The sequence below is a fragment of the Bacteroides sp. Ga6A2 genome, assembly GCF_000702225.1.
Classification (GTDB): Bacteria; Bacteroidota; Bacteroidia; order Bacteroidales; family Bacteroidaceae; genus Ga6A1.
The window spans coordinates 23,847-40,805 of sequence record NZ_JNKX01000038.1 but is presented as its reverse complement, the minus strand read 5'-3'; the positions used below and the strand labels follow the sequence as shown (position 1 = coordinate 40,805).

The following is a 16,959-nucleotide window of genomic DNA, read 5'->3' as shown; positions in this document are numbered from 1 at the left end:
ATCTTCGGGTCGTAAGGGCTGCGGCCACGCTCCTTGTACAGCTTGCGAAGACCGCTCAAGTCCAAACTGTTAACTACGCTGCTCACAAGACGGACTGGGTCGTCCTGGGCAATGTCCTTGTCGATTCTCTGAGGAAAAAGTATCGTCTGATTTGGAGAATACGGACGAAAGTGGTATCTTTGTTGCATTTTATATTGCATGTTGTAAAGATACGAAAACTTTACGACATAACGAAGCCCTGGCTTGAGAAAGTCGGGGCTTTGATATAAAAAAGGATGTGCCTATTTTGACACACCCTCTTTTATCGTTTCTAAAGTAGTATGTAATAGAACTTAATTAAGTGGTGCTTATTTGCTGGTTTGTATGAGTGAAATGTTAAGTGGATTTATGGGGGAAAACCTATAGTAGTGTTTGTTTTGGCTACCCTTTGGCTACCTGTGAAAATTAAATATGCTGATAATCAGTTAAATAATATGCTTTTATAATTCCCCTCGGGGGTACAAAAGTCAGACTGAAAATCGCTCGGTTTTCGGTCTGACTTTTTGCTTTGTTGGCTATGTAAATCGACAATATTGTGTTAAAATCTGTTAAATCGGGGATTTTATAGACGAAATCGGTAATATTATATTTAAACAATATTGTAAATATAATTCTCTTTTTGGTCTAAACATAACCGAATATTGTATGTTTTACAATAAGAAGTTTGCCGTAGAGGTTGTGCGATTTTTTTTTTTTCTTATTTTTGCGACTCGAAATATGTTTTATTAGGAGAGTAATATTATCAGTAACAATGAAAAGAGTTTTAATTCTACTATTTCTGGTAGGAGCTGCAATAAATGATATTGTAGCTGGAAATGTGAAGGGAAAGGTAGTAGACAAGGCTAAGCAACCGATAGAGTTCGTAAATCTTAGCGTTTACAAAAAAGGACAGAAGAATCTTATCAAAGGTACTATTTCCGATCTTGAAGGTAATTTTAACATCGACGGATTGGGCGACGGAACATACACCCTTAGTGTTTCGTACATGGGATATGTAAGCGTGAACCGCGATTTTACTCTGTCTGCACAGAACAACCATAGTGTAAACCTTCACAGCATCATTCTGCAAGAAGACAGCAAGACATTGCAAGAGGTAAATATTGTGGCACAGAAGAGTTCGATGAAACTAGACATCGACAAGAAGGTTTTCAATCTCGACCAGAACCTTGCAGCCGTAGGCGGCTCTGCAAGCGAGGCGTTGGAGACAATCCCGTCTGTCGAAGTAGATTCGGAAGGTAACGTGTCGCTGCGCGGAAGCCAGAGTGTTACAATCTGGATTAACGGCAAGGCGCAGGGTATGACCAGCGACAATCGTGGCGACATCCTTCAGCAGATGCCGGCAGAGAGTATCGAGAAGATTGAGGTCATAACAAACCCATCTTCAAAGTACAGTCCTGAAGGAAGTGCCGGAATCATCAACATCATTCTGAAGCGCGATCGCAAAGCCGGATATTACGGCGGTGTAAAGGCAAGTGGTCTGAGTACGGGCGGCGGTCGTCTGGGAGCAAACATCAACTACAGCAGCGGTGTGTTCGATGCTTATGCTAATGTTGGCTACGGACATCGCGTTCACAAGAACGGAACGGTGTCAAACCGTACATATCTTGGTGAAAACGGAAATCAGACAGGCTTCTTGAATTCAGATTCGAAAGGAAAGAACATTGGCAACAACGTATTTGTGCGTGCCGGATTCACTTGGCATTTCACAAAGAAAGACGATATCAGTTTGGGTTATATGGGAATGTTCGGTCACGGTCATCGCCGCACCAACATCGACTATATCGGAAGCGAGTACACTCGCGACCGCTTCACTCACAATATAAGCGACATGAATATGAACCACTTTGATTTCGGCTATCGCCACGAGTGGAAGACAAGTCATACGCTCGATTTCAACGTAAGCCGAAGCGGTTTCAACTCTGATATGGAGACTTCGTACACTCAGAACACGCAGTTCGTTGGCGGCGATAAGGTGAACAGCCTTCAGTCTCAGGATACGAAGATAAATCCTAAGAACTGGGAGATAAAGCTCGACTACGAGCAGCCGATAGGAAGCGCAGGCAAAGTCGAGGCTGGATACAACGGCCGTCTTTCGAAAGAGAACAGCCCTGTATTTACATATTCAGATTTGGCTAAGACCGATATCATCAAGAGTCTTTACAACCGATTCGTCTACAATCAGGACATACATGCCGTATATGCAAACTTCCAGAGCCGTATAGGCGAGAAGTTCGGCTATCAGCTTGGCTTGAGAGGCGAGTACTGGAAGGTCGATGCCGAGAGCCGAAGCTATGAGCAGGAGTTTCTGAACGTTGATCCTACACGATTCAAGAAAGACTATTTTGCGCTGTTCCCAACGGCATTCTTGAGTTATCAGTTGCCGCACAATCAGGAGTTGCAGGTTAACTACACCCGTCGTCTGAGTAGACCTTGGGGCGGACAGATGAACTCGTTCAAGAACATTAGCGACTCAACAAATATCTCGTACGGAAATCCGCAACTTACTCCGGAGTACACAAATTCGTTCGAGTTGAACTACATCAAGAACTGGGAGGCTCACACGTTGTCGTTCTCTGGGTATTATCGCCCTACAACCGATGTTATTCAGAACATCAGCTATGTTCTCGACGGAATCAGATACTCAACAAACGAGAACATCGCCAAGTCGTTGAGCTCGGGAGTTGAAATAATCAGCAAGAACAAACTGTTCAAAATTCTTGACCTTACGACAACGCTGAACCTGTTCTACTATAAACTCGATGGCGGAAACTTCAACTATATCCTCGACAACGGAATGCCTCAGACCGTAACGGTTTTGAGCGATGACAACTTCTCGTGGAACGCCCAGATGATGGCAAGTTTCATGCTTCCTTACAGCATTTCGTTTCAGGCAACAGGCCGATACGATGCCGAGAGAGTTATTACTCAAGGAAAGAGAAAGTCAAGCTACATGCTCGACCTTGGATTGCGCAAGACATTCTTCGACAAGAAATTCACCGTTGCAATCAACGCCCGCGACCTTCTCGACAGCCGAAAGATGCGCAGCATCACAAGCGGAAACGGCTATACTCAGGATTCGGAGAGCTGGCGAGGCGGACGTCGTTTCTCTATTCAGCTTAGCTACAGCTTCGGAAACATGCGTGCAAAGGCAAAGAAAGGCAAGCCACAGCCGGATGGTGCTGAGGGTCAGCCAGATTACAATGGAAACGTTGATGATTAAAATATGAATAAAATGTAAGTAAACATACGAAAAACGGGACGCTTTATAAGAAAAGCGTCCTTTTTTGTTGAATAATGAAAGAATATGCTTTAAAACATTTTGTTAAATGGAAAAACTTTGCGATTTTTGCAAAGTGAATTTTGTTTGTACTAATAATATAGTAAACCAAATATCAAAAATATGGCAGAAAATTTGGAAATTAAGGAGCTTGACAGCGTAGCTGTTCGCTTCTCGGGAGATTCTGGCGACGGAATGCAGTTGGCCGGAAACATCTTCTCTACGGTTTCAGCAACTGTAGGTAACAGTATCAGCACCTTCCCTGACTATCCGGCAGATATCCGCGCCCCGCAAGGTTCGCTTACTGGTGTATCTGGCTTTCAGGTAAACATCGGTGCTGGCAAGGTTTATACTCCCGGCGACTTTTGTGACGTTTTGGTGGCAATGAATGCCGCTGCTTTGAAAACACAGTACAAGTACGCTAAGCCAAATGCTACCATCATTATAGATACTGATTCTTTCCAGGAGAAGGATTTGGAGAAGGCTGCCTTCAAGACTCCTGACTATCTTGGTGAAATGGGCATCGACCCAGACCGCGTTATTGCTTGTAACATCACACAGATGGTTAAGGATTGCTTGGCAGATAGCGGTATGGACAACAAGTCAATGCTGAAGTGCCGTAACATGTTCGCTCTTGGATTGGTTTGCTGGCTGTTCAGCCGCGACCTCGACATAGCTTTCAACTTCCTGAAGGAGAAGTTTGCAAAGAAGCCGGGTGTTGCCGAGGCTAACATCAAGGTTATTCAGGCAGGTTACGATTTCGGACACAATACTCACAGTTCTGCTGCTAACGTATATCGCATCGAGACTAAGGTTAAGGAGCCGGGACGTTACATGGATATTACAGGTAACAAGGCTACAGCATACGGTTTCATCGCTGCTGCTGAGAAGGCTGGCTTGAAACTTTACCTTGGTTCATACCCTATCACTCCTGCAACCGACGTTCTTCACGAACTTTCTAAGCACAAGAGCCTTGGCGTTACAACAGTTCAGTGTGAGGATGAGATTGCCGGCTGTGCTTCAGCCGTAGGTGCATCATTCGCAGGTGCTCTTGCCGTAACTTCAACATCAGGTCCTGGCATCTGCTTGAAATCAGAGGCTATGAACCTTGCTGTAATCATGGAGCTGCCTCTTGTTGTTCTCGACGTTCAGCGTGGTGGTCCTGCAACAGGTCTTCCAACAAAGAGCGAGCAGACCGACTTGCTTCAGTGCTTGTTTGGCCGTAATGGTGAGTCTCCGCTTCCTGTAATCGCAGCAACATCTCCAACCGACTGTTTCGACGCTGCATACAATGCTTGTAAGATTGCGCTCGAGCACATGACTCCTGTCGTTCTTCTTACCGATGCTTACGTTGCAAACGGTTCTGGCGCGTTCAAGTTGCCAAACCTTGCTGAGTTCCCTGCAATCAACCCTCCATACGTTCCTGAGGAACTGAAGGGTACATGGACTCCATACATGCGTGCCGAGAATGGTACTCGCTATTGGGCTGTTCCGGGTCGTGAAGGATTCCAGCACATTCTTGGTGGTTTGGAGAAGGACGACAAGACTGGCGCAATCTCAACAAATCCAGAGAACCACGATTTGATGACTCGCAAGCGTCAGGCTAAGATTAATAATATCGTTGTTCCAGACCTTGAGGTTATCGGCGACAAGGATGCTGAGTTGCTTATCGTCGGCTTCGGTGGCACATACGGTCATCTGCGTGCTGCTATGGAAGAGATGAACGCAAGCGGAAAGAAGGTTGCTATGGCACACTTCAAGTACATCAACCCACTTCCAAAGAATGCTTCAGAGGTTCTGAAGAAGTACAAGAAGGTTGTCGTTGCCGAGCAGAACATGGGTCAGCTTGCTGCATTCCTTCGCATGAAGGTAGATGGATTCGTTCCATATCAGTTCAACCAAGTAAAGGGTCAGCCTTTCGTTGTAAACGAGTTGGTTGAGGCCTTCACTGAAATCTATAACAAATAATTAAGACTTTACGATTATGGCATATACAATTCAGGATTTTAAGAAGGGCCAGCCACGCTGGTGTCCGGGATGCGGCGACCACGCATTTCTTGCATCTCTTCAGAAGGCAATGGCTGAGATTGGTGTAGCACCGTACGATACTGCGGTTATCTCGGGTATCGGTTGTTCAAGCCGTTTGCCACACTACATGGCTACTTATGGCATGAATACAATCCACGGTCGTGCTGCTGCCATTGCAACAGGAGCAAAGGTTGCAAACTCAAAGCTTACTGTATGGCAGGTTAGTGGCGATGGCGATGGCTTGGCTATCGGTGGTAACCACTTTATCCACGCAAACCGTCGTAACATCGACCTTAACATGATTCTGTTGAACAACCGAATCTATGGTCTTACAAAAGGTCAGTATTCTCCAACATCTCCACGCGGATTCGTAAGTAAGTCATCTCCTTACGGAACTGTTGAGGATCCATTCCGCCCAGCCGAACTCTGCTTTGGTGCTCGCGGTCACTTCTTCGCTCGCGCCGTTGCCACCGATGCTGCTGCAACAGTTGACATCTTGAAGGCTGCTTACAACCACAAGGGTGCAGCAGTTTGCGAGATTCTTCAGAACTGCGTTATCTTCAACAACGGAACACACGAGTCTGTTTATGATAAGGCAGGTCGTGCAAAGAATGCCATCTACGTAAAGCATGGCGAACCGTTGATTTTCGGTGAGAACCGCGAGTTCGGTCTTGTTCAGGATGGCTTCGGGTTGAAGGTTGTAAAGATTGGCGAGAACGGTATCACAGAGAAAGATATCCTTGTTCACGATGCTCACTGTGAGGACAATACATTGCAACTGAAGCTTGCCTTGATGGGCGACAATGACGGCTTCCCTGTTGCTCTCGGTGTTATCCGTGATGTTGACGCTCCTACTTACAACGATGCAGTAGAGGCTCAGATTGAGGAGGTTAAGGCAGCTAAGAAGTATCATAACTTTGCAGAACTTCTTGAGACTAACGATATCTGGGAAGTAAAATAATTCCGAATTTGAATTTATGAGATATGGGCTTGGGGTGAAGTGATTTCACCTCAGGCTTTTTGTTTATTAAAGGATGTTAAAAATAAAGTCAAATAAGGCAAGGCGAATTTATTTTTCTTATATTTGCGAAGTTTTAAAAATAAGAAATTTACTATTATGCTAAAATTGAAAGAAAAAACGAGATTTGCCATTGCTGCGCTGACATGGCTTACGGCTGTTCCGGCAATGGCTGATGATGTTCCGGCTTTCCCGGGAGCCGAAGGGCATGCACGCTACACAACAACAGGCGGACGAAGTACGGAATCGTCGGCTGCAAAAATCTATCATGTCACAAATCTTGCTGATAATGCAGGGACAAAGGGCTGCCTCAGATGGGCATTAAACCAAACGGGGCCTCGAATCATCGTGTTTGATGTGAGCGGATACATCGATTTGCGTTCAGAACTTCCTATCCCTGCAAATACCACAATTGCCGGTCAGACTGCGCCGGGAGAAGGTATTACGCTGCGATATTACACGGTAAACTTCAACAAAGGCGACAATATTATTGTCCGCTTTATTCGTTTCCGTCGTTCACAGGTAAAGAGTGTCGATGATGGTGCGGACGCAGCATGGGGACGACAGCACAGAAATATCATCCTCGATCATTGCTCGTTCTCTTGGAGCATTGATGAGATTGCCTCTTTCTACGACAACCGCAACTTTACTATGCAGTGGTGTACGCTTGGCGAGGCTCTGGCAAATCCGGGACACTCAAAGGGCGAGCACAGTTACGGTGGAATCTGGGGCGGAAAGGAAGCCTCGTTCCATCACAATTTCCTTCTGCACATGCAGAACAGAGTGCCTCGTTTCAATGGCGCGCGTTACAACTGGACTGATTTCGACAATACAAAGTACGAGAATACTATTCAGGCAGAGCAGGTGGACTTCCGCAACTGCGTGATGTATAACTGGGGTAATGGCAACGGTTGCTACGGAGGTCCCGGCGGCGGATATGTGAACATCGTCAACAACTATTATCAAGCAGGCCCTGCAACATCAAACAAGATGCGTGTGACTCAGATTTCGAAGGCAAGCGCAAGCAATGCAGGCGACAATCCTTTCCCTGATTACACAAGCCGTTATTACATCAGCGGAAATTATGTGACGGCTGCTGGAACAGATGCTGCAAACTACGACTGGAAGGGCGTTGCATACGATAGCGGTATTCCAGAGATTAACGGAGAACGGTATACCGTCGACCCTAATCATTATTACGGCTCGTCGGTTGAGTATGTGAAGAACGGTAGCGGCGTTGATTGTGTTAAAATTAAACTCGACAATCCTCAGCCTTCGGGAGATGTTACAACTCATTCTGCCGTAAATGCTTATGATAAAGTGCTGGCATACAGCGGTGCATCTCTTTTCCGCGATGCCGTAGACGTTCGTTATGCCGAGGAGGCAAGGACTGGAACTACAACTTATATAGGTCCGGTGACAGCCCGTGCCGGAATTGTTGATTACATCAACGACCCAAGTACGACAGAAGATGTAACGCTTCCAAGTTTCCCTGCTTTGAAATCAGACTCCCGTCCTGCCGGATATGATACAGACGGCGACGGAATTCCTGATGAGTGGGAGACAGCAAACGGACTGAATCCTAATGATGCGAGCGATGCTCTTACCAAGACTCTTGACAAGGAGAAAGGTTGGTATCTTAATATCGAGGTATACTTGAACAGTATCGTTGAGGATATTGTGCGTGCCGGAAACGATAACGCGATTACTTCGGTAAATGAGTATTATCCTACATATAACAAGGTTGCCACGTCTGTTGGTGCGAAAGTCCTCAACAACAGTTCTGTCGAAAGCATAGAATATTACACTCTCGATGGCAAGCGCATTTCTTCGCCTTTAAAAGGCATAAGTGTTCGCAAGATTAAATATTCTGATGGAACGGTAGATGTTGATAAGGTAGTGAAGAAATAAAAAAACAAGCGTGTCCGATAGTATTGCATAAGCCTGTCGGGCACGTTTTTTATTTTTGCTCTGCGATGCCTCTGACAAACTCAGCCCATCGCTTCTTCCAGTCTTTCATTATCCTTTTCTTTGCCTTTTTTGAAAGCGAACTGTATGTTATGCTGTTCATGCAGAGTTGCTTAACTTCGCTTAGACTGAGATTCCATTCTGCGATTACGGCAAAGAAATCGTCTGTAAGAGCCGTGTGCTCAAAAATTGTAGGGTCGTCGCTGCAAATGGCAGCCGGAAGTCCCGAATGAATGTATTCGATGCTTGGATGCGATTTCATGTCCGAACAATATCCAAGTTTCACGCTACTCAGCGGACAAGTCTCTATGCAGATATCATTTTGTCTGATTTCGTTGTATAAATCTGGGAAAAAATACATGTTGAAGGCATGTCCTATGCGCTTTGCCCCCAATTTTATAGCCCACATAATGTTGTCGTTCTTTGTGTTCTTTGTTTCGCCTGCATGAAGATAGAGTTTCAAATCGGGATGTTCGTGCTCGCATTTTTTCAGAACATCGTAATAATATTCAAAACCATTGTTGCAGTCTTCGTTAGAAACGAGATCGAATCCAGTAACGACGTTGCATTTGCCCATCAGCGTGTCTTTTATGTGCTGCTGAACGTATGCAACATTGTCAATTCGCTTCTGAACCTCTTCGAGCGAGTAGCCTTTGTTGCCAGTGCCAATTATCGAGACATGAAAGTCTGCCTTTTTGCGCACATTGTTGCATGCTTTCATTATCATTTCCGCCATGCTTAGAAAAATGTCGCGGTCCATGGTTGAACCGATTCTTATCTCGGCAAACTGAATATTGTTTTCGACGTAGATGTTGAATGCGTTTTCCATGTATTTTTCGAAGTTCTCCGGCGAGCCGAAAGCCCCGTTGAAAATCCTTCTGAATATTGGCTGGAAATCTTTCCATGGGTTGGGCTGGGAGCCTCCGTTGAAAGTGTATAGTTTCAGACATCTGTCGCGCGTAAGATAATTGCCAGACAAACATGTTCTTGCCGGAAGATATCCTGCCGGAACATCGTAAGGATCGGTCTGATAGAGAGTGTGTCCGATGTTATCCCCCTCAATCTGAATGTATATGTTTGGCTGTGATGCCAAAAAACTGCAATAGTCGTCGAAGGCCAGAAGAGCCGTGCTGTGAACGTGCAGTTCTCCGCCTTTGGGCAGTTGCTGGCAGAATTTGTAAAGTCTTGTATTCCAGATAGTAGAATCGGTAAGGTTTATGGTTTCGAAAGGCTTTTTGTACTGCTTGTGGTATTCGCTCACCATTATGCGCATAATACTGTCGGCACGCCGTTCGAGTGTCGAGACCTTGTCGCTTGCCGTCAAATTCTGGCTGATGGCAAACAGCAGGATTAGGATTATGTTTTTAGTTGTATTATGAAATTTAAGCACAAGCAATATTTTTTGTCAGATGTTTTCTGCATAGAAAAAGTCTACTTCAATGAAAGATTATTCATTTTCCTTGCAAAGTAGACTTTTTTTGAAAATTTCTTTTTCCGAAGCTTCAGGCAAATCTGCGTGTTGCAGAGAATCTTTTGCCCAAACCTACACTAAGTGCACGGCGCATATCATTCCAACTCATCCCTCTCATACGAGTAATTCCGTAAGTGGTAGAAACAACAGGTCTCCTGTCATTTTCAGCCTTTTTCATCTTCGTAGTATTCATAACAATAAATTATTATATAGTGTAAAAAAAGTTCTTTTCTTCTTATATTATCCTCATCCGCAAATATAATGTATAAAAATGAGAAACGCAAACTTTTTTTTAAGTTTTTTTGAGCTAATGAATGCCATATCACAAAAAACTCGTAAATTTGAACACAAATTCAGAAGAACGAAAATCTTAACGTCAGTTAACTTAATGAAATGCATGGCATTGTGGGCTTTGGCGGCTTCTTTCATGAGCGCGCCGGCCGTAGCACAAGAAAGCAAAATGGTTGAGCAGGATTCTGTCCAAGCCGTTGCTTGCGTGTGGGAAAAAGGAGGCATTGCCTTCACAAGTGTTGAGCCTGTACAGATAAGGAAGAACACCCCCCAGTTGTACGAAGTTTCGGCAGAAGACTATATGGTTTCGTTGCAGATGATTGACCGCGACGGGCTTGAGCCCGACCAGATGAAGGAGACGATGCAGATGATTGCCGCAAGCATCGGGATAAAAGATGCGTCGGGTATAGACGAGATTAAGAATCTTCCGGAGATTAAAGGGCATATCGTTGAGGGCGACCTCGGCAATAACGGAGTGTATCTGATTACTCTCGCGCCCGAAAACTCTACCGTGGCGTATCTCATGATAATCGTCTATGTTGAGGGCATGGAAGAGGACATCGACCGCATTATCGACAGCATCAGGAAAGTTGACAAGTAAAAACGTTTTTGCTGAATATTTTTTTGATTCGAAAATGGAACAGAAATATAGAAGAATAACTGTAAAGATTGGTAGTAATGTTCTGACGCGTAAGGACGGAACACTCGATGTTACGCGCATGTCGGCAATTGTCGACCAAGTGGCCGAACTTCGCAAACTCGGAATCGAGATAATCCTTGTGTCGTCGGGAGCTGTGGCTTCAGGCCGAAGCGAACTTAAGGTATCGCGAAAGATGGACAGCGTAGACCAACGCCAGCTTTTCTCGGCAGTGGGACAGGCAAAACTCATTCGCCGTTACTACGATTTCTTTAAGGAACACCATATTGCGGTGGGGCAGGTTCTTACAATGAAAGAGAACTTCGGAACCCGCCGCCATTATCTTAACCAGCGCAACTGCATGATGGTGATGCTTGAGAACGGCGTTATTCCAATCGTTAATGAGAACGACACAATATCGCTTACTGAGCTGATGTTTACCGATAACGACGAACTTTCGGGACTCATCGCCACCATGATGGATGCTGACGCTCTCATCATTCTGAGCAATATCGACGGAATCTTCACAGGAAATCCGTCAGACCCGAAGGCAAGGGTGATTCGCGAGGTTAATCCGGGCGAAGACCTCACCCAGTATGTTCAGACCGAGAAGTCGGGCTTCGGCCGCGGCGGAATGATTACGAAGACAACCATCGCCCGAAAGGTGGCAGAGGAAGGTCTCGACGTTTTCATTGCCAACGGAAAGAAAGACAATATCTTGGTCGACCTCATAACACGCACCGAAGAGACAACTTTTACTCATTTCATTCCTAGGAAAGACGAGGTTTCGAGCGTTAAGAAGTGGATTTCGCACTCTGCCGGATTTGCAAAGGGCGAACTTCATCTAAACGAAGAGGCCGTGAAGGCGATAAAGGGCAGAAAGGCTGCAAGCATACTGCCTGTTGGCGTTGTAAAGATTGAAGGCGATTTCGAGAAAGACGACATCGTCAAGGTCGTGAACCATTCGGGCAAGGCAATAGGCGTAGGAAAAGTATCGTGCTCTGCCGACGAAGCCCGAGACGTTATAGGAAAGCACGACCAGAAACCTCTTGTTCATTACGATTATCTGTATTTAGACTAAACTTTGATTATGGCATTAAGCAAACTTTTTGAATCAGTTCGCGAGGCAAGCACCTCGTTGTCCGAATTGGACGACAAGCGCATTAACGAGATACTTTTAGCGGTGGCTGACGAAGCCGTTGCCCAGACTACCGCCATTCTTGAGGCTAACGCAAAGGATTTGGCACGAATGGATTCTGCCAACCCGATGTACGACAGACTAAAACTGACAAAGGAACGTATCGATGGCATTGCTTCGGATACGCGCCATGTGGCTCAGTTGCCGTCGCCTCTTGGCAGAGTGCTGAAGCATAGTGTGTTGCCAAACGGTCTCGACATCACTCGCGTGAGCGTGCCTTTCGGCGTCATCGGAATTGTTTACGAAGCTCGTCCTAATGTCACATTCGATGTCTTTTCTCTCTGCCTGAAGAGCGGAAACGCCTGCATCTTGAAGGGCGGAAAGGATGCCGACGACAGTAACCGCGCCATAATGAACGTAATTCATACTGTGCTGAAGCGTTTTGGCGTGAGCGAGATGGTTGCCCAACTTCTTCCTGCAACTCACGAGGCAACAGCCGAGTTGCTCGAGGCTGTAGATTATGTCGATTTGATTATTCCTCGCGGAAGTTCAAGACTGATTCAGTTTGTACGCGATACGGCAAAAGTTCCGGTTATCGAGACTGGTGCGGGCATCTGTCATGCTTATTTCGATGAGTTTGGCGACTTGGAGAAAGGCAAGGCTATAATAAACAACGCAAAGACCCGAAGAGTAAGCGTCTGCAACGCACTCGACTGCGCGCTTGTTCACGAAAGCCGATTGGCCGACATACCGGAGTTGTGTGCTCCGCTAGCCAATGAAAACGTCATCATCTATGCCGATGAGGTTTCTTATGCTGCGCTCAGCGGCTCTTATCCAGCCGAACTTCTTCAGCATGCCACAGCCGATAGTTTTGGTACCGAATTTCAGGACTATAAGATGGCTCTGAAAGTTGTTGCTACGTTCGATGAGGCTTTGGCTTACATCCGCAAGAATAGTTCGCGCCACAGCGAGTGCATCATAACCGAAGATTTAGCCCGCGCCGACAAATTCAGTCGCGTGGTCGATGCCGCATGTGTCTATACCAACGCTCCTACATCGTTTACCGACGGAGCGCAGTTCGGACTTGGCGCAGAAATCGGCATCAGCACCCAGAAAATGCATGCCCGAGGTCCTATGGCCCTTGAGGAAATATGCACCTACAAGTGGATAATAAAGGGCAACGGACAGGTAAGACCAAAATGATGCCATGAAGAGAATCTGTCTGTGTCTTTGCCTGCTGATGATGATTGTTGCCTGCGATGATGAAAACGACGGCGGCAGATATCCTGATGTGCTTACGAGTTTTGCCGATGTGATTACCGACAAAAGCGGAACAATCGAGAAGATGAACGATGGCGACGGCATTAGTTATTCGGTAAGTAACGCGTCGGGCGGATATAAGAAGGACACGCTCTATCGTGTCGTGGCTCAGTACAGACTTGTCGACGAATCGAGCATCTATCTGTACAACACAACAAAGACGATTTCGCCCGTTCCTGTTCCGTCGAACCACATAAAAGGCGGATTCAAGACCGATTCGGTTAGGATGCAGGGCATCTGGCTTTCGGCAGGATATATTAACATCGTCCTTCAGATTGAAGGGGCAGGCGAGGCTCACTCGTTTCACTTCGGACAAGATTCAATTTCTGTTTCCGGCGAACATCGGCTTGTGTCTCTTAGACTCTATCACAACCGTGGCGAAGATGCCGAATATTACACTCACAGGGCATATCTTTCCGTTCCGCTTAAGCAGTATCAACTTGCTGACGGCGACACGATTAGTATGGGAGTGAACCTATACGGCGAGGGAATGAAATACTATAAATTTGCTTATAATCAATAAAGAATAACAACTATGCGCTATTTTCAAAATGTAGAAGATTTGGGCGATTTGAAGCTTGCGCTTCAAGAAGCCGCAGAGATAAAGAAAGACCGTTTCAAGTATCAGGAACTTGGCAAGAACAAGACTGCCATGCTCATCTTTTTCAACAATAGCCTTCGTACCCGTCTGAGCACGCAGAAGGCAGCCATGAATCTTGGTATGAACGTAATCGTGCTCGATGTTAATCAGGGCGCATGGAAACTCGAGACTGAGCGCGGTGTTGTGATGAACGGCGACAAGAGCGAGCATCTTCTCGAAGCCATCCCGGTGATGGCTTGCTATTGCGATATCATCGGAGTTCGTTCGTTCGCTACTTTCGAGAGTCGCAAGGACGATTACGAGGAGAAAATTCTGAACCAGTTCATTAAATATAGTGGCAAGCCTGTGTTCTTCATGGAGAGCGCAACCGTTCATCCGTTGCAGAGTTTTGCCGATTTGATTACAATAGAGGAGTATAAGAAGACAGCACGTCCAAAGGTCGTAATGACATGGGCTCCTCATCCAAAGGCATTGCCTCAGGCTGTTCCTAATTCTTTTGCACAGTGGATGAACGCTGCCGATGTCGATTTTGTCGTAACTCATCCAAAGGGATACGAACTCGATCCTAAGTTTGTTGGCAATGCCCGTGTGGAGTACGACCAGATGAAGGCTCTCGAAGGCGCAGACTTCGTTTATGCAAAGAACTGGAGTTGTCCGGGCGTTACAAATCCCGATGACTACGGAAAGGTTCTCTCTCAGGACATGAGCTGGACGGTAGATTCTGCACACATGGCTGTAACCAACAATGCTTACTTTATGCACTGTCTGCCTGTTCGCCGCAACATGATTGTTAGCGACGATGTCATTGAGGCTGAGACATCGCTCGTGATTCCAGAGGCTGCAAATCGCGAGATTTCGGCAACCGTTGTTCTGAAGAGACTTCTCGAAGGATTGAAATAATACAAAATACATATAACAAATAACATGAAATTCAAAATCATTTTAGCATCGCTGCTGTTCGGAATGGGTACTACAGCCTTCGCTCAGCAAAAAGCAACTGTAGCAGTACATAACAGCACAGAAGGAAACGTAATTCCAAAGGAGATTTACGGTCAGTTTGCCGAGCATCTTGGCTCATGTATATACGGAGGACTTTGGGTTGGTGAGGATTCTAAGATTCCGAATACAAACGGATACCGAAATGATGTAGTAAAGGCGTTGAAGGACTTGAAAGTTCCTGTTCTTCGCTGGCCGGGCGGCTGTTTTGCCGATGAGTATCACTGGGTAGACGGCATCGGTCCGAAAGAGAATCGCCCACGCATGGTAAACAATAACTGGGGCGGAACTGTCGAGGACAATAGTTTCGGTACTCACGAGTTCCTGAATCTTTGCGAAATCCTTGGCTGCGAGCCTTATGTAAGCCTTAATGTAGGTAGCGGCTCTGTTGAGGAGATGGCAAAGTGGGTTGAGTACATGACTGCCGAGGACGGACCTCAGGCTAAGATTCGTAAGGCTAACGGTCGCGAGAAGCCTTGGCACGTTAAGTACATCGGCGTTGGTAATGAAAGTTGGGGCTGCGGTGGTAACATGCGTCCAGAATATTACGGCGACCTTTATCGCAGATATTCAACATATTGCCGCGAGTTTAACGGAAACAAACTTTACAAGATTGCCAGTGGTGCAAGCGACTACGACCTTAACTGGACTGAAGTTCTGATGAAGAACGTTGGAAGAAAGATGGACGGATTGTCACTTCACTACTACACCGTTCTTGGATGGAACGGCAGCAAGGGCAAGGCTACAAAGTTTACCGACGATGATTACTACTGGTGTCTTGGCAAGTGCTGCGGAATCGACTCGCTTCTTCAGAAGCATATAAAGATAATGGATAAGTACGACCCAAAGAAGCAGGTTGCCCTTCTTGTAGATGAGTGGGGAACATGGTGGGATGTTGAGGACGGCACCAATCCGGGACACCTCTTCCAGCAGAACACTATGCGCGACGCAATGGTTGCATCTTTGAGTCTCGACATCTTCCACAAGTACACAGACCGCGTAAAGATGACAAACATCGCTCAGGTTATTAACGTGCTTCAGAGTATGATTCTTACAAAGGAGGACAAGATGGTGCTCACTCCAACTTACTATGTATTCCAGATGTACAACGTTCATCAGGATGCAAAGTACATTCCTGTTGATATCACTTGCGAGTCACGCACAACACGCAACGAGCGTAAGAATGAGGGCGACAGAACTCTAAACAGCATCAGTTCTACGGTTTCTGTAAAAGACGGTGTTACACACGTAAGCCTTACAAATGTCGACTTGACAAAGAGTGCGGAGGTTACTCTCAACTTCGACAAACTGAATGTGAAGACTGTAAACGGAACAATTCTTAACTGCAAGAACGTTGCTGAATTTAACAGCTTCGAGAAGCCAGACGTTATCAAGCCAGCCGTATTTAAGGACGCAAAGGTTAAGAAGAATATGCTGACAGTCAAGATGCCTGCACACTCAATCGTAACTCTTGAGTTGAAATAAATCATTCAGAGATTTATGTTCAAGAAAATTTTAGTGGCTCTGTTGCTCGGATGTTCGCTGAGCAGCAGTGCACAATCTTCAAAAAAGATTCAGTTGCCAAAGCCTAATCTGGACAACAAAATGACCCTGATGCAGGCTTTGAAGAACCGTAAGACGGTAAGAGAGTTTGCTGCAACTCAACTTTCGCAGCAGGAAGTGAGCAATCTGCTTTGGGCTGCAAACGGAATTAACCGCCCCGAGAACAATAACCGAACTGCTCCTTCGGCAATGAACGTGCAGGACATCTTGGTCTATGTCGTAAAGTCGGACGGAACGTATCTCTATGATGCGGCAAAAAACACGCTTACTCAGGTAACCGACAAGGATATCAGAGCAGATGTTGCCGGGCGTCAGGATTTTATGAAGAACGCTCCGCTGTTCCTTCTGCTTGTTTCTGACACAAGCAAGTTCAAGGGCAATGCCGAGGTTCTTTCTGCAATGGATGCCGGATATGTTTCGCAGAACATTTATTTGTATTGTGCGGCTGCATCGCTCAACACCGTTGCCCGCGCTACAATGAATGTCGATGCCATAAAATCGGCTCTCGGTCTGAAAGAAACGCAAGTTCCGCTGCTGAATCATCCAGTAGGAAAATAAAGAAAAATCCCAGTCGTTCGATGAAAAAACGACTGGGATTTTTTTCTGAAGTGG

The 16,959-nt window shown here is 45.9% G+C and carries 13 protein-coding genes and 1 pseudogene; 11 read left to right on the top strand and 3 right to left on the bottom strand.

Going from position 1 to position 16,959, the window contains the following annotated elements; translation table 11 throughout:
• Positions 1-188: pseudogene (locus T538_RS18410) on the bottom strand (IS5/IS1182 family transposase); the annotation flags it as partial.
• A 602-nt stretch (positions 189-790) separates the two neighbouring features.
• Here T538_RS18410 and T538_RS0110565 point away from each other — a divergent pair.
• The 4 genes from T538_RS0110565 to T538_RS0110550 all read left to right on the top strand — a co-directional run bounded on the left by T538_RS0110565 (position 791) and on the right by T538_RS0110550 (position 8,273).
• The gene (locus tag T538_RS0110565) at positions 791-3,259 is read left to right on the top strand and encodes a TonB-dependent receptor (protein ID WP_031541189.1); all 2,469 of its coding nucleotides are present in this window, start codon (positions 791-793) and stop codon (positions 3,257-3,259) included.
• Positions 3,260-3,439: 180 nt separating this feature from the next.
• Complete coding sequence (locus tag T538_RS0110560; protein ID WP_031533715.1) at positions 3,440-5,284, top strand: 2-oxoacid:acceptor oxidoreductase subunit alpha; 1,845 nt, start codon at positions 3,440-3,442, stop codon at positions 5,282-5,284.
• Between the two features lie 16 nt (positions 5,285-5,300).
• Positions 5,301-6,305, top strand: a complete 1,005-nt coding sequence (locus T538_RS0110555; protein ID WP_031533716.1) for a 2-oxoacid:ferredoxin oxidoreductase subunit beta — start codon at positions 5,301-5,303, stop codon at positions 6,303-6,305.
• 156 nt (positions 6,306-6,461) lie between these two features.
• Positions 6,462-8,273, top strand: a complete 1,812-nt coding sequence (locus T538_RS0110550; protein ID WP_369794995.1) for a pectate lyase — start codon at positions 6,462-6,464, stop codon at positions 8,271-8,273.
• Between the two features lie 49 nt (positions 8,274-8,322).
• Here the strand turns inward: T538_RS0110550 and T538_RS0110545 are convergent, their stop codons facing one another.
• Together T538_RS0110545 and T538_RS18405 are read right to left on the bottom strand one after the other, a co-directional pair.
• Positions 8,323-9,720, bottom strand: a complete 1,398-nt coding sequence (locus tag T538_RS0110545) for an amidohydrolase family protein (RefSeq protein ID WP_155993120.1) — start codon at positions 9,718-9,720, stop codon at positions 8,323-8,325.
• Positions 9,721-9,832: 112 nt separating this feature from the next.
• Positions 9,833-9,994 (bottom strand): hypothetical protein, encoded by a 162-nt coding sequence (locus tag T538_RS18405; RefSeq protein ID WP_155993118.1) that lies wholly within the window; start codon positions 9,992-9,994, stop codon positions 9,833-9,835.
• A gap of 195 nt (positions 9,995-10,189) precedes the next feature.
• On the opposite strand from T538_RS18405, the gene T538_RS0110535 reads away from it, so the two are divergent.
• From T538_RS0110535 to T538_RS0110505, 7 genes are read left to right on the top strand one after another with little or no spacing between them, the layout of a single operon-like run.
• Positions 10,190-10,693 (top strand): hypothetical protein, encoded by a 504-nt coding sequence (locus tag T538_RS0110535; RefSeq protein WP_031533719.1) that lies wholly within the window; start codon positions 10,190-10,192, stop codon positions 10,691-10,693.
• Positions 10,694-10,727: 34 nt separating this feature from the next.
• Positions 10,728-11,810 (top strand): glutamate 5-kinase, encoded by a 1,083-nt coding sequence (gene proB, locus T538_RS0110530; protein ID WP_031533720.1) that lies wholly within the window; start codon positions 10,728-10,730, stop codon positions 11,808-11,810.
• Positions 11,811-11,819: 9 nt separating this feature from the next.
• The gene (locus T538_RS0110525; RefSeq protein ID WP_031533721.1) at positions 11,820-13,070 is read left to right on the top strand and encodes a glutamate-5-semialdehyde dehydrogenase; all 1,251 of its coding nucleotides are present in this window, start codon (positions 11,820-11,822) and stop codon (positions 13,068-13,070) included.
• 4 nt (positions 13,071-13,074) lie between these two features.
• The gene (locus T538_RS0110520; protein WP_031533722.1) at positions 13,075-13,710 is read left to right on the top strand and encodes a NigD1/NigD2 family lipoprotein; all 636 of its coding nucleotides are present in this window, start codon (positions 13,075-13,077) and stop codon (positions 13,708-13,710) included.
• A 12-nt stretch (positions 13,711-13,722) separates the two neighbouring features.
• A complete protein-coding gene (locus T538_RS0110515; protein ID WP_031533723.1) occupies positions 13,723-14,688 on the top strand; it encodes a Rossmann-fold NAD(P)-binding domain-containing protein in 966 nt (321 codons plus the stop codon).
• A gap of 24 nt (positions 14,689-14,712) precedes the next feature.
• On the top strand, positions 14,713-16,269 hold the full coding sequence (locus T538_RS0110510; RefSeq protein ID WP_031533724.1) for an alpha-N-arabinofuranosidase: 1,557 nt from the start codon (positions 14,713-14,715) through the stop codon (positions 16,267-16,269).
• 15 nt (positions 16,270-16,284) lie between these two features.
• Positions 16,285-16,905, top strand: a complete 621-nt coding sequence (locus T538_RS0110505; RefSeq protein WP_031533725.1) for a nitroreductase family protein — start codon at positions 16,285-16,287, stop codon at positions 16,903-16,905.
• Positions 16,906-16,959 lie beyond the last annotated feature (54 nt).

Bases quoted from the DNA above. Each gene is read 5' to 3' on its own strand.
- T538_RS18405 (WP_155993118.1), bottom strand. From the start codon at position 9,994: ATGAATACTACGAAGATGAAAAAGGCTGAAAATGACAGGAGACCTGTT.
- T538_RS0110505 (WP_031533725.1), top strand. From the start codon at position 16,285: ATGTTCAAGAAAATTTTAGTGGCTCTGTTGCTCGGATGTTCGCTGAGC.
- T538_RS0110565 (WP_031541189.1), top strand. From the start codon at position 791: ATGAAAAGAGTTTTAATTCTACTATTTCTGGTAGGAGCTGCAATAAAT.
- T538_RS0110520 (WP_031533722.1), top strand. From the start codon at position 13,075: ATGAAGAGAATCTGTCTGTGTCTTTGCCTGCTGATGATGATTGTTGCC.
- T538_RS0110555 (WP_031533716.1), top strand. From the start codon at position 5,301: ATGGCATATACAATTCAGGATTTTAAGAAGGGCCAGCCACGCTGGTGT.
- T538_RS0110515 (WP_031533723.1), top strand. From the start codon at position 13,723: ATGCGCTATTTTCAAAATGTAGAAGATTTGGGCGATTTGAAGCTTGCG.
- T538_RS0110550 (WP_369794995.1), top strand. From the start codon at position 6,462: ATGCTAAAATTGAAAGAAAAAACGAGATTTGCCATTGCTGCGCTGACA.
- proB (WP_031533720.1), top strand. From the start codon at position 10,728: ATGGAACAGAAATATAGAAGAATAACTGTAAAGATTGGTAGTAATGTT.
- T538_RS0110560 (WP_031533715.1), top strand. From the start codon at position 3,440: ATGGCAGAAAATTTGGAAATTAAGGAGCTTGACAGCGTAGCTGTTCGC.
- T538_RS0110510 (WP_031533724.1), top strand. From the start codon at position 14,713: ATGAAATTCAAAATCATTTTAGCATCGCTGCTGTTCGGAATGGGTACT.
- T538_RS0110525 (WP_031533721.1), top strand. From the start codon at position 11,820: ATGGCATTAAGCAAACTTTTTGAATCAGTTCGCGAGGCAAGCACCTCG.
- T538_RS0110535 (WP_031533719.1), top strand. From the start codon at position 10,190: ATGAAATGCATGGCATTGTGGGCTTTGGCGGCTTCTTTCATGAGCGCG.